Here is a 13,195-nt window from a genome sequence, read left to right as displayed (position 1 = left end):
TCAGCGGGACCGCTCCCGCGCCTCGCGGATGCGGTCCAGCAGTTCCGCGGCCATCTCGGCGCGCAGGGCCGGCTCCTCGCAGGGGCGCCGCAGGACGATCCGGTTCTCCTTGAGCACGAGGTCGTCGGCGGCTGCCATCGGCCCCGGCCGGCAGCCGGGCCGGAACTCGGCGGCGATGCCCTGCGGTCCCCCCTTCAGCCGGGCGATCCCGAGCTGGCGGCAGGTGGCCCGCAGCCGGCCGAGCGCGAACAGCGCGGCGACCGGCTCCGGCGGTTCGCCGAAACGGTCCTCCACCTCGGCCGCCAGGGCCTCGATGGCCTCCGCCTCCCGCAAGCGCAGCACGCGGGTGTAGAGGTCGAGGCGGATTTCCGGCTCCGGCACGTAGGATTCGGGGATCGTGGCGGCGATGCCCAGCACGAGGTCGGGCATCCAATCCTCGGCGGGCAGGCCCTTGGCCTGCATGAGCGCGAGTTCGAGCAGGTGCCGGTAGAGGCCGAGCCCGACGAGCTTGGCATGGCCCGCCTGATCCTCACCAACGAGGTCGCCCGCCCCGCGCAGGTCGAGATCGCGGGCGCTGATGGCGAAGCCCGCGCCGAGGCGGTCCATGGCCTCCAAGGCGCGCAGGCGCTGCTCGGCGGCCGGGTTCGGCGGGGCGGCGGGATCGCTCAGCAGATAGACGACGCCGCGACGCTGGCCGCGCCCGACCCGCCCGCGCAGCTGGTGCAACTGCGCGAGGCCGAACCGGGCGGCGTCCCAGACGAGCATGGTGTTGGCGCGGGGCACGTCGAGGCCGCTCTCGATGATCGCGGTCGCCAGCAGCACGTCCCCCAAGCCTTCCGCGAACCGGACCATGGTCTCGTCCATCTCAGCCGCCTTCAGGTCGCCGTGGGCGACCGCGATGTCGAGACCAGGGACGAGCTTCGCCAGACGTTCCCGCAGGGGCGCGATGTCCTCGATACGCGGGCAGACGACGAAGCTCTGGCCGCCCCTCCGGTGCTCGCGCACCAGCGCCTCGCGCAGGGTCTCGTCCTCGAAGGCGGTGACGACGGTGCGCACCGGCTGGCGCAGGGCGGGCGGGGTCGCGAGCACGCTGAGGCTCTGCAGGCCGACCAGCGCCGATTGCAGCGTGCGCGGGATCGGCGTCGCCGTCAGCGTGAGGACATGGCCCCCCGCCGCGAGGCGGCGCAGGTCGGCCTTCATCTTGGCGCCGAAGCGCTGCTCCTCGTCGATCACCGTCAGGCCGAGATCGGCATAGGCGACACTCTTGGCGGCCAGGGCATGGGTGCCGACCGCGAGGCGGATCGAGCCGTCGGCGAGACCCTGCTTCACCCGCTTCGCCTCGGCGGGCGAGACGAGGCGCGAGAGATGCCCGACCTCGATACCGAACCGGCCGAAGCGGCGCTCCAGGGTCGCGGCGTGCTGGCGGGCGAGTACGGTGGTCGGGGCGATCAGCACCGCCTGCTTGCCGGCGAAGATCGCGGCGGCGAGCGCCCGCAGCGCCACCTCGGTCTTGCCGAATCCGACATCGCCGCAGACCAGCCGGTCCATCGGCTCGCCGGAGGCGAGATCGGCGAGGATCGCCTCCACGGCTTGCGCCTGATCCGGTGTCGGCGAGAACCCGAAGCCCGCCGCGAAGCGCTCCAATTCGTTCGCCGGGGGCACGAGCTTCGCCGCGCCGGCCTCCCGCCGCGCCTTCGCGGCTTCGAGGAGGGTGCGGGCGGTGCGGGCGAGGGTCGCCTCGGCTTCGAGCCGTCGGCGCGCCCAGGTGTTGCCGTCGAGCTTGTCGAGGGTCACGGCCTCCGGCTCCGAGCCGTAGCGCCAGATCCGCTCGGCCTGATCCACCGGCACCATCAGCACCGCGTCGTCGGCGAAGCGCAGGCGCAGCGCCTCCGTCGCGTCCGTGGTCGAGACGGATTCGAGACCCTCGAACACGCACAGCCCCCGGTCGCGGTCGACCGCCACGTCGCCCGGCCGCAGCTCGACATCGCCCAGCGGCAGGGTCGGACCCGCCGTGCCGACCGGCGCGGCGGACGGTCCGAGGAAGTCCGCCGCCGCGATCACCGTCGTGCCGGCGAGGCGGAAGCCCGCCTTCAGCGGCGCCTCGAGCGCCAGCAGGGCGCCGGGTGCGGCGCGGGCCGTCTCGGCCCACGAATCGATCAGCCGGATCGGCCCCTCGGCCACCTCGGAAGCCCGGCGTACGAGGCGGCGCAGGGGCGATTTCGGGCCGGCGAGGACGATACGGTCGCCCGCCGTCAAACGCTCGCGCAGGAACTTCGCCATCGCGGCGCCGGGGCGCTTGTCGCGGGCGAAGACCGGCACCGCCGCGTCGCTGGCGGCGTCCTCGGTCGCCCCGGCCAGCGCATGGCCCTTGGCCAGCGCCGCCCACTCCTTCGGCGTGAGATAGAGCCCGTCCACGGCCTTGGCCGAGCGGCGCCCACGGCTCGCGGCTTCCCGCCCCTCCTCCACCTGCTCGAAGAAGGCGCCGAGACGGCTCTCGGTCCCCTCCTCCACCACGAGGCGGGCCTCGGGCAGGTAGTCGATGAGCGTCACGAGTGTCTTGTAATAGCGCGGAAGGCCGTGCTCCTGGCCGGTGAAGGGCACCAGCCGTTCCTCGGCATCGCGCTTCAGCAGGATCTCGGTGGCCGGGTCGACGAGCAGGTCGCGGGTTTCGGCCACCGAGCGCTGCGTGACCGGATCGTAGGAGCGGATCGCGGTGACGCGGCCCTTGTCGTGCTCCACCCGGCAGGGGCGCGGAGCGGCGGCGGGGAAGACTTCCAGAGTCCGCCCGCGCATGGCGACCTCGCCCGGCTCGTCCACCCGCTCGTCGAGGACGTAGCCGAGGCGCTGCAACTCGGCGGTGACGGCGGCGACGTCGATCGTGTCGCCCACGGCGAAGGTGACGCGCGCGCCTTCCCAGGTGTCGGGCGGCGGCAGACGCTGCGCCATGGCCGGGCCGGTGGTGAGGATGATCGAGGGCCGCGCTTGCGCATCGGTCAGCCAGCGCAACAGCGCGGTGCGCGCGCCCATCGTCGCCCGCGAGGGCGAGGCGTGGTCGAACGGGAGGCAATCCCATTCCGGAAAGATGCCGACCGCGAGGCCGGGCTGGAGCACGCGGAGCGTCGCGGCGAGTTCATCGAGGCGCCGCCCGTCGCGGGCCACGTGCACGATCGGGCCGCCCTCCTCCGCGAGTTCGAGGAGCGACACGGCGAGTGCCCCCGTGGGGACGAGCGGCACATCCTCCTGGCCGCGTTCCGCCACCGTCGCCCGACGCCGCACCCCTGAATTGGCCATACCGGTCCCGCACGCATCACCCTTGTGCCCGGCAACGCGGCAGGGGCCTACCGGGTCCCCTCCATCCACAACGGACGCACCGCCGCAGGCGCGTTGCGCTCGGGCCACCGAGGCGCCAGAACGGGGGCCTGTCGTTGCCCGGAGTGCTTCGTATGCGCACAGAGACGCCGCCGCTGATCCGCCTGGAGGATTACCGCCCGAGCGCCTTCCTGATCGACCGCGTCGACCTCGATATCCGGCTCGATGCGCACGCGACGCGGATCACGGCGGAACTCGCCCTGCGGCCGAACCCGGCCGGCGATGCGGAGGCGCCGCTCCATCTCGACGGCGACGACCTGACGCTGGTGGCCCTCGACCTCGACGGGACCGCCGTTCCGCCCGAGGCCATGGCCGTCTCGCCCTCGGGCCTGACCCTGCACCGGCCGCCCCGGCGTCCCTTCGTCCTGCGGATCGTCACACAGGTCGATCCCACGGCCAACACCAAGCTGATGGGCCTCTACCGGACGGACGGCGTCTACTGCACCCAGTGCGAGGCGGACGGATTCCGGCGCATCACCTACTTCCTCGACCGGCCGGACGTGATGGCGGTCTACACCACGCGGATCGAGGCGAACCGCGAGGAGGCCCCGGTGCTGCTGGGCAACGGCAACCCGGTCGAATCCGGCCCGGTGGGCGAGGACCGGCACTACGCCGTCTGGCACGATCCGCACCCGAAGCCGGCCTATCTCTTCGCCGTCGTCGGCGGACGCCTCGGCAAGGTCGAGACGGCGTTCCGCACGATGGAGGGGCGCAACGTCACCTGCGCCGTCTATGTCGAGCCCGGCAAGGAGGACCGCGCGGGCTACGCCCTCGACGCTGTAATCCGCTCGATGGAGTGGGACGAGCGCGCCTTCGGCCGGGCCTACGACCTCGATGTGTTCAACGTCGTCGCCGTCTCCGCCTTCAACATGGGCGCGATGGAGAACAAGGGTCTCAACGTCTTCAACGACAAGTACGTGCTCGCCGTGCCCGAGACGGCGACCGACGCGGATTACGCCGCCATCGAGGCAATCATCGCCCACGAGTATTTCCACAATTGGTCCGGCAATCGCGTCACTTGCCGGGATTGGTTCCAGTTGTGCCTGAAGGAGGGCCTGACAGTCTTCCGCGATCAGGAATTCTCCTCCGACATGCGCTCCCGGCCGGTCCACCGGATCGGCGAGGTCCGCTCCCTGCGCGCCCGGCAATTCCCCGAGGATGCCGGCCCGCTACGCCATCCCGTGCGGCCGAACGCCTATGCCGAGATCAACAACTTCTACACGGCGACGGTCTACGACAAGGGCGCCGAGATCGTGCGGATGCTGCGCACCCTGATCGGCGGTCCCGCTTTCCGCGCCGGCATGGACCGCTACTTCGCGGAGAATGACGGTCGCGCGGCCACCGTCGAGGATTTCCTCGCCGCCTTCGCCGCCGTGACCGGGCGCGACCTCTCGGCCTTCGCCCGCTGGTACGAGCGCCCCGGCACGCCCCGCCTCGCGGCGAGCGGCACCTACGATGCCGCCGCCCGCACCTATACGCTCCACCTCGCCCAGCATCTGCCGGAGGAAGGCCCACCCCTCGTCATCCCGGTGGCGCTCGGCCTCGTCGGCGCCTCCGGCCCGCTGACCGACGCGACCTGCGCGGCGGTGACGGAGGGCGTGTTCGTCCTGGCCACGCCTGAGGCCGAACTGAGGTTCGAGAACGTCACCGAGGCGCCGGTCCCATCGCTGATGCGAGACTTCTCGGCGCCCGTGCGCCTCGATCTCGCGCTGACCGACGAGGAGCGCCTGCGGCTGCTCGCCCGCGACAGCGACCCGTTCAATCGCTGGCAAGCGGCGCAGGACGTCGCGATGCGGTTGATCCTCGATCCCGACCCCACCCGCGCGGGTGCGTTCGCGGCGGCGCTCGGCACGTTCCTCGACGGGGAGGCGCTGGCCGACCCGGCCTTCGCCGCCCTCGTCCTCGCCTTGCCGACGGAGGGCGAGGCGGCCGATTCGCTGTCGGCCGACGTCGATCCCGACGCGATCCACCGGGCGCGGCACGCGTTGCGCGCCCATCTCGGCCGGGCCCTGCGCCCGCGCCTGGAACGGATCGACACCGCCCTCGCCCCGGCGGACGGGGCGTCCTACAGCCCCGATGCGGCCTCCGCCGGCCGTCGGTCGCTCCGCAACGCCGCCCTCGACCTGATCGCGGCGGGCGATCCCGAGGCCGGCGCGGCGCTGGCCGCCCGGCGCCTCGACGCGGCCGGCAACATGACCGACCGGCTCGCCGCCCTCGCCACCTTCGCGCAGATTCCCGGCCCGGCGCGGGAAGCCGCCCTCGACGCCTTTGGGGCGCGCTACGCGAACGAACCCCTCGTCCTCGACAAGTGGTTCGCCATCCAGGCCACCATTCCCGAACCCGAGACCCTGGCGCGGATCGAGCGGCTGAAGGCTCACCCGGCCTTCTCGATGACCAACCCGAATCGGGTCCGCGCGCTCATCGGCAGCTTCAGCATGGCGAACCCGACGCAGTTCGCGCGAATCGACGGGGCCGGCTTCGCCCTCGTTGCCGAAACTGTGAAGAGCCTCGATTCTGCCAATCCTCAGGTTGCGGCGAGGCTCCTGACGGCCTTCGGATCGTGGCGCCGCCTCGAAAAAAACCGCCGCGCGGTAGCCGCCGAAATGCTTAACCGGATCAAGGCCGTTCCGGGTTTGTCCAGGGACGTCGCGGACATTCTCGGCCGGACACTGAAAGACGGCTAACCACTTGTTGTGATTGCATTAACGCGATTCTCTGAGGGCATGTTCGGCAGCCGCCGAGTCAAGGAGGAATGGTAAAAAAGCGGTGGACAAACACCCTGCGCAGATGATTGTATTCAGTCAGATTCGCAGGGCGCCAGCGCCCCGGCCGGATCGATTCTCCGAGGGTGAGGTTCGGCCATGCCGGAGGCGGTTTCCGCTTCCCTCTCCGCGCGTGCGGACTCGACTCTGTCGGCGGTCTGGCCCGTCCGCAGCCGGGATCCGCGTTTGCAGAGGGCGGAGCGCTGGTTGCGCTATGCCGTACCCGGTGCGCTGTCGATCTTCCTGGCCTGCCTCGTCGCCCTGGCCGCGATCCACATCCGTGGACAGCGGGCCGAGATCCTGTCCGGGGCCGAGGCCGAGGTGGAGGGCTTCGCCCGCCTCGCCGCCCATGCCCTGCGCACGGCCGAGGTCGGCCGGGCCGACCTCCGCGCCCTGCTCCCCGAGGACGGGCGCCATTCCGGCCGCCGCCTCGTCCTGCTCGCCCCCGACGCGCGCATCGCCGTCGCCCACCCGCCGTTGCCGGCGGCGATGGAAACCCTGACCGACATCCTCGGCCCCAGCGAACCGCTCTCGGTGCTCGGCGAGCGCGCCGGGGCGGTGCTCATCGACCTGCCGGGGGGCGAGCGGGCGCTGGCCGCGGTGCACAACCTGCCGGGGGGCAAGGGGCAGATCGCGGTGCTTCAGCCCCTCGATCCGCTGATGATCGGCTGGGGCGCGCGAACCCGCGACCAGATCGTGCTCGTCGGCGCGGCGATCCTCGTCATCGTCGGGGTCGGCGTCGCCTACGGCTTGCAGACGCGTCAGGCCACGCTGGCCGACCGGGCCTGCGAACAGCTCCGCCTCCGCCTCGAAACAGCGCTCCGCCGCAGCGATTGCGGCCTGTGGGACTGGGATATCGCCAGGGGACGGATCTACTGGTCCGATTCGATGTACACGCTCCTCGGCTACCGCCGCGAGCAGCCCTACCTCGCCTTCGGCACCGTCAACGCCCTGGTCCATCCGGACGATGGCGACCTCTACAGCCTCGCCCGCGCGGTGGCTGCCAACCAGACACATGTGGACCATGCCTTCCGCGTGCGCGGGGCGGACGGCGCCTATGTCTGGCTGCGCGCCCGCGCCGAGGTGGTGGCGGACGGGTTCGATGGCGGGCGCCACCTCGTCGGCATCGCCGTCGACATCAGCCAGCAGCGCGCCCTGGAAGAGACCAACGCCGCCAACGACATGCGCCTGCGCGACGCGGTCGAGGCGATCTCGGAAGCCTTCGTGGTGTGGGACCAGGGCAACCGCCTCGTCCTGTGCAATTCCAAGTTCCGCCACCTCCACGCCCTCAGCGCCGAGGACGCGCAGCCCGGCCGCCGCTACATCGACGTGATGAGCCGGGGCGCCCTGCCCCAGATCCGCCGGGAGACGCCGGAAATCGGCATGGCCACCGCCCGCACCTTCGAGGCGGAACTCGCCGACGGGCGATGGTTGCAGATCAGCGAGCGGCGGACGCGGGACGGCGGCTACGTCTCGGTCGGCACGGACATCACCAGCCTCAAGCGCCAGCAGGAACAGCTCGTGGCGTCCGAGCGCGAGTTGATCGAGACGGTCACCGATCTCAAACGGTCGCGGCGGACCCTCGAGGTGCAGACCCAGCAGCTCGCCGACCTCGCCGAGCGCTATCTCGACCAGAAGGCGGTGGCCGAATCGGCCAACCAATCGAAATCCGAGTTCCTGGCCAACATGAGCCACGAACTGCGCACGCCGCTCAACGCCATCATCGGCTTCGCCGACGTGATGGAGAACGAGGTTCTCGGCCCCATCGGCGTGCCGCGCTACGGCGAATATGCCCGCGACATCCGCCTGAGCGGGGGCCACCTGCTCACGATGATCGACGACATCCTCGACATGGCCCGCCTGGAGGCCCGCCGCGTGCGGCTCAAGCCCCGCGCCCTTCCCGCCGATCAGGCGGTGGCCGACGCCGTCGAGGCGGTCGCCCCCGAGGCCGAGCGCAAGGACGTGCAGATCCACGTCGATGTCCGGGCGGGCACGGACCTTCTCGCCGACGTGCGCGGCATCCACCGCATCCTCCTCGGCATCCTCGAGAACGCCGTGAAGTTCACCGGCCCGGGCGGGCGGGTCGAAGTGCGCGTCCGCCGGGCGGGCGAGCATGTCCATGTCTTCGTGGCCGATAGCGGCATGGGCATCCCCCGCGCGGCCCTGCCCCGGCTCGGCCAGCCCTTCACCAAGGTCGAGACGCAGATCACCAGCCGCCACAAGGGTTCCGGCCTCGGCCTCGCCATCGCCCGCTCCACCGCCGAACTCCATGGCGGCGGCCTGCGGATCCGGTCCGAGGAGAATGTCGGCACCGTCGTGCTGCTGCGCCTGCCGGCCCCGACCCCTCAGCGCCTCGAGAAGGTCGCCGAGGCCGCCGGGCGCGAGGCGGCGGGCGGGATTCCGGGGCGCAAGGCGGCCTAATCCGGCGAGGCGCCCTTCGCTGCCCAGATCGGCGTGGGGAGGCGATGCAGCGCGTCGGCGGCGAGCGATAGCGCGGCAGCGCGGGCGATCGAGGCGCCCGCCATCGCGATGGCCGCGCCGAGGGGACCCCACAGCGGCACGAGGATCAGGCACAGGATCACCGCCGCCGCCACGGCCGCTCCGGTCAGCGCCGCGCAGAGGCGTTCGCCGCCGAGCATCGTGAGGAGGTCCGCGCCCGGCCCGAACAGGCTCGCGCCGATGCCCCCCGCGACCAGGATCGCGAGCAGCGGCACGCCCTCGGAGGCGGAGGCTCCGAACAGCGCGAAGAGCAGCGGGCTCACGGCGAGCAGCCCCATCCCGACCAGGAGGGTCGCCCCGGCGGTGAGGCGTCCCTGGCGCCGAACGAGGGCCAGCAGGCGCGGGCGGTCGCCCAGCGCCTGCGCGGCGCTGTAATGCCGGAGGGCGGCGGCACTCACGGCGTATTGGACGAAGGCGGCGATCTGCTGGATCCGGGTGGCGGCGAAGTAGAGGCCGATCTCGGACGGGCTCGCCAGGGCGCCGAGGACGATCACGTCGACGAAGCTGAACCCGGCGGTGGCGAGATCGATGCCCGCGATCGGCAGGGCGGTTCCGAGCCAGCGCCGCCAGCGGTAGCGGTGGGCGGCTACGGGCAGTTCGGCCCTGAGACGCGCGGCGAGCAGCCTCGCCTGGAGAACGGTCGCCACCGATGCGGCGGCGAACATGCAGGCCATGGCGGTCTCGGCGACCGGCGGCGCCCCGAGGAGGGACGCGGCCACCATGAAGCCCATCATCGCCGATTGCCGCAGGAGGTAAGGCGGCGCGATGGCGAGCCCGAGCCAGTTCTGGCTGCGGGCGACCCCCTCGCAATAATCCTGCATGGCGAAGACCGGCAGGATCGCGGCGGCGATCATCGCCGGCACGCGATAGGGCGCGGGCAGCAGATCGGGTTCGAGGAGCAGCAGGGTGAAGCCGAGGCCGCCGGCCGAGAGGGCGATGCCTCCCGTGACGAAGGCGCCTGCCCGCAGGAATCCGCGGGCGTGGGCGATGTCACCCCTGGCCTGATCCTCCGGCAGGAACCGGCTGGCGCTCTGGGCGAGGCCGAGGGTCAGCGTATGGCCGATCAGCGCCGTCCAGACCCAAACCGTGGCGAAGATGCCGTAGGCGTCGAAGCCGAGCAGCCGGGCGGCGAGGACCTGACCGGCATAGGCGAAGCCCGCCGCCGCGATGCGGATGGCGAAGACCGCCGAGGCGCCCCCGCCGAAACCCTCCCGCAGCAGGCGCAGCCGCCGCAGGGCCGGTGCGGGCAGGATCGTCGCCGCCACGATGCGCTCCGTCCCACGCCCGGCCGAACGCGGGCGCGTCAATCCGGTCTAGCCGGGGGCGCGTTGCGGCTCGGTTAAGGCGGGCGTTTCCTTCGGCGGCTTGGGCGCCGGCGCCGGGGTCGGGGTGCGGGCGAGCGAGGCCGAGATCGTCAAGGCGACGTGCTCGGCCATGCAGCGCAGGCCGAGATCGTTCAGGCGGAACTGCCGCCCGAGGATGTGGCCTTCGCCCTTCTCGGTTCGGGCCGCGAGGTAGCGCAGGGCCTCGAAGCGGCGCACCAGCGGCACGCCCTCGCGGGTGGCGACGTCGCGCACGCCGTCCACGATGCGGTTGTAATCCGTGTCGGTCGCGACGCTCGCCGTGTAGAGCGGATCGACCAGCACCACGTCGATCCCGTGGGATTTGAGCCATGCCACGGATTCGTCGAGCGCCTCGGCGAAGGCGGCGGGGTCGACCCGGGCGATGGCGTCGTGCGTGCCGACCTGCCAGACGACGAGATCCGGATCGGCATCGGCCACCAGGGTGCGCAGCCGTTCGGCGGCCCCCGCCGCGATCTCACCCGGCAGGCCGCGATGGTCGATGATCACGTCGACATGCGGCATCGCCTGTTCGAGCGCGGCTTCGAGCTTCACGGGATACGAGGCCGAGGCGCCCGGCGCCGAGGAGCCGCCGATCGCCAGGATGCGCAGCACGTGCCGCTCTTCCAGGGCCGCCTTCGAGGCCGCGAGGCCGGCGACGCTGTAGAGCTGCGAGCCCGGCACCCGGCATTCGAGCGACGGCACGGGCATGCCCGGCTCCTGCGCGGCGGCGGGGAGGATGCCCAGGCCGAGGGCGAACACGATCCTTTTCATGAACGCGGCTTCGGGGCTCTGCGGGAACGCCATTCGACGAACCATGCGGTAATTCCCAACGCGACGAGACCGCAGCCGGCAACCGCCATGTCGATCAGCAACCCACCCCCGGTCTGGAAGCGGACGAGCTGGCCGATCAGGCTCAACAGCGACCCCATCGAGAAGACGGCCAGGGAGTTCCTGCCCAGGCCCGACAGGAATCCGACGATCCGGCCGATTCGCGGCGCAATCAATGCGTAGAGTGGCGAAAACGCCAACAATACCCCGAGGAAATGCACCAGTCTGGCCGGAGTCAGGTAGCTTTTCTCGAACGTGAATAACAACCGGGGCTCTGGGACCATCAGCGGATCGGGCCGGATGTCCAGTACCGACAGGGTGATGCCGACGATCACGATGACGATCCCGAGGGGCATCAGCCGCCGCGCCCAGCGCCCGAAGGCGGGGGAGGTGCGGTTCCAATCCTGCAGCACGAAGCCCAGCGTCAGCAGAAGCTGCCAGCAGAACGGATCGAAGAACCACGTCCCCTCCCCCGGCCAGGAGGGTAGGTTCCAATCGAGGATCAGGCTCGCGAGGTAGAGCGCGAACGAGAGGCCGAGCGCCAGCACGCGGCTCGCCCGGCCGATCACCACGATGACCGGTGCGATCCCGATCAGCACCACGTAGAGCGGCAGGATGTTGAAGAAGCCGAGCTGGTAGGTGAGCAGCGCCATGCCGCAGACCGACTGGATCGGGTCCGCGAAGAAGTTGCCCGCGTTGTGCCATTCGAGGATCAGCGGGTTGTCGAGGAGCAGCGCCGCTCCGGCGATGATCGCCAGCGCCAGCAGCATCACCGTGATCTGTGCCCGGTAGACCTCGACGGTACGCGCCAGCATCCGCACCACGCTGCGCCAGCGGGGCTCGGGCGTGCCGTCGCGGGCACGCGTGGCGATCCCGATCGACCACCCCGCCAGGAACACGAACAGCTCGGCCGCGTCCGAGATGCCGTATTGCGAGAAGGTGTAGCGCTCGAACGTGTTGCCGGGGATGTGGTTGATGAAGATCGTGATCAGGGCGAAGCCGCGCCAGAAATCGATCGCATTGGGCTCCCGCATGGGGGCGTCGGCTCCGGGGCTGGTCGTCGGGTCCGGGTCTCTGTAGGGCGCCGGAACGCCGCTGGAAACCCGGATCCGCCGAGGGATCGATGAGGTTCGGGGCCGCGAATTTCCCTCGCGCGCGATCGAACCGCTGGACGACGGTCGCGTTACCGACGCGAAGGAGCCCGCCGATGCGTCACGCTGTTTTGATCTCCCTCGCCCTCTGGGCCGGCGGCTCGGCCGCCGCCCTCGCCCAGGCGAGCACCGGCACCGGCGGCGGGCCGACCAGCACTGTGACGGCGCCTCACACCAGCGCGGTCGGGCGGACCATGCCGCCGGCCGGTGGCGATGCGGGCGCCGCCACCGCGGGGGACAACCGCGAGCGGCGGACCCAGGAGCAGAAAGTCGACGACAAGATCACCCAGGGCATCTGCATCGGCTGCGGCCCGAAGTGAGCGCCCGTATCAGAGGATGAGGGGGGCCTCGTCCCGCGTCTGAGGCTCGTCCGCGAGCCGCAGCAGGTTCTTGCCGTAGGACGTCTTCGAGAACAGCTTGCCGCGCGCGATCAATTGCTCGCGGTTGATGAATCCCTGGACGTAGGCGATCTCCTCCAGGCAGGCGACCTGAAGCCCCTGCCGGTGCTGGATCGTGCGCACGAATTCCGAGGCTTCGAGCAGGCTGTCGTGGGTTCCCGTATCGAGCCACGCATAGCCGCGGCTCATCTTCTCGACGTAGAGCTCGCCGCGCTCGAGATAGGCCTCGTTCACGCTGGTGATTTCGAGCTCTCCCCGTGGAGAGGGCGTCACGGCGGCGGCGATGTCCAGCACCTGATTGTCGTAGAAATAGAGGCCGGTGACCGCCCAGGTCGATTCCGGGTTCTCCGGCTTCTCCACGATCTTCGTGGCCTTGCCGTGCGCATCGAGGCTCACCACGCCGTAGGCCTGGGGATTCTCGACGTGGTAGGCGAAGACCGTCGCGCCCTGCCTGCGATCCACGGCGCGCTTCAGCAGGTCGGCCATGCCGGCGCCGAAGAACAGGTTGTCGCCGAGGATCAGCGCCACGTCGTCGTCGCCGACGAAGTCCCGCCCGATGATGAAGGCCTGGGCGAGGCCCTCCGGCCGGGGCTGCACCGCGTAGGTGAAGGACAGGCCGAACTGCTCGCCGGTCCCGAACAGGCGCTTGTAATTGTCCAGGTGCTCCGGCGATGAGATGATCAAAATCTCGCGGATGCCGGCCAGCATCAGCACCGAGACCGGGTAGTAGATCATCGGCTTGTCGTAGACCGGCAGGAGCTGCTTGTTGATCGACAGCGTCGCCGGATGGAGCCGCGTACCGGAGCCTCCGGCGAGGATGATGCCCTTCATCGCATGGGTTCCTT

At 71.0% G+C, this 13,195-nt stretch carries 8 protein-coding genes; 3 read left to right on the top strand and 5 right to left on the bottom strand.

Annotated elements, in window-relative coordinates:
- A complete protein-coding gene (locus ACS5Q7_RS23040) occupies positions 1-3,291 on the bottom strand; it encodes a TRCF domain-containing protein (protein WP_478341597.1) in 3,291 nt (1,096 codons plus the stop codon).
- Between the two features lie 152 nt (positions 3,292-3,443).
- On the opposite strand from ACS5Q7_RS23040, the gene pepN reads away from it, so the two are divergent.
- Together pepN and ACS5Q7_RS23030 are read left to right on the top strand one after the other, a co-directional pair.
- The gene (gene pepN, locus ACS5Q7_RS23035) at positions 3,444-6,053 is read left to right on the top strand and encodes an aminopeptidase N (protein WP_478341596.1); all 2,610 of its coding nucleotides are present in this window, start codon (positions 3,444-3,446) and stop codon (positions 6,051-6,053) included.
- A gap of 177 nt (positions 6,054-6,230) precedes the next feature.
- Positions 6,231-8,552 carry a PAS domain-containing sensor histidine kinase gene (locus ACS5Q7_RS23030; RefSeq protein ID WP_478341595.1) on the top strand — a complete coding sequence of 774 codons (2,322 nt, stop codon included), beginning with the start codon at positions 6,231-6,233 and terminating at the stop codon, positions 8,550-8,552.
- On the opposite strand, the gene ACS5Q7_RS23025 is transcribed toward ACS5Q7_RS23030, so the two are convergent.
- Genes ACS5Q7_RS23025 through ACS5Q7_RS23015 form a run of 3 tightly spaced genes read right to left on the bottom strand, consistent with a single transcriptional unit; the run spans position 8,549 to position 11,835 of the window.
- On the bottom strand, positions 8,549-9,895 hold the full coding sequence (locus ACS5Q7_RS23025; RefSeq protein WP_478341594.1) for a lipopolysaccharide biosynthesis protein: 1,347 nt from the start codon (positions 9,893-9,895) through the stop codon (positions 8,549-8,551). The genes ACS5Q7_RS23030 and ACS5Q7_RS23025 overlap by 4 nt on opposite strands.
- Positions 9,896-9,943: 48 nt before the next feature.
- On the bottom strand, positions 9,944-10,744 hold the full coding sequence (locus tag ACS5Q7_RS23020; RefSeq protein WP_478341593.1) for an SGNH/GDSL hydrolase family protein: 801 nt from the start codon (positions 10,742-10,744) through the stop codon (positions 9,944-9,946).
- Positions 10,741-11,835, bottom strand: coding sequence for an OpgC family protein (locus tag ACS5Q7_RS23015; RefSeq protein WP_478341592.1), 1,095 nt, complete (start codon positions 11,833-11,835; stop codon positions 10,741-10,743). Before ACS5Q7_RS23015 ends, ACS5Q7_RS23020 begins: the two co-directional genes overlap by 4 nt.
- 173 nt (positions 11,836-12,008) lie before the next feature.
- Here ACS5Q7_RS23015 and ACS5Q7_RS23010 point away from each other — a divergent pair, with 173 nt between their 5' ends.
- The gene (locus ACS5Q7_RS23010) at positions 12,009-12,272 is read left to right on the top strand and encodes a hypothetical protein (protein WP_478341591.1); all 264 of its coding nucleotides are present in this window, start codon (positions 12,009-12,011) and stop codon (positions 12,270-12,272) included.
- A 9-nt stretch (positions 12,273-12,281) separates the two neighbouring features.
- Here the strand turns inward: ACS5Q7_RS23010 and rfbA are convergent, their stop codons facing one another.
- Positions 12,282-13,181 (bottom strand): glucose-1-phosphate thymidylyltransferase RfbA, encoded by a 900-nt coding sequence (rfbA, locus tag ACS5Q7_RS23005; RefSeq protein ID WP_478341590.1) that lies wholly within the window; start codon positions 13,179-13,181, stop codon positions 12,282-12,284.
- Between the last annotated feature and the right edge of the window lie 14 nt (positions 13,182-13,195).

The sequence above is a fragment of the Methylobacterium sp. Gmos3 genome, assembly GCF_056430985.1.
Note: the sequence above shows the minus strand (reverse complement) of the source record. Positions and strands in the feature narration are given on the sequence as shown.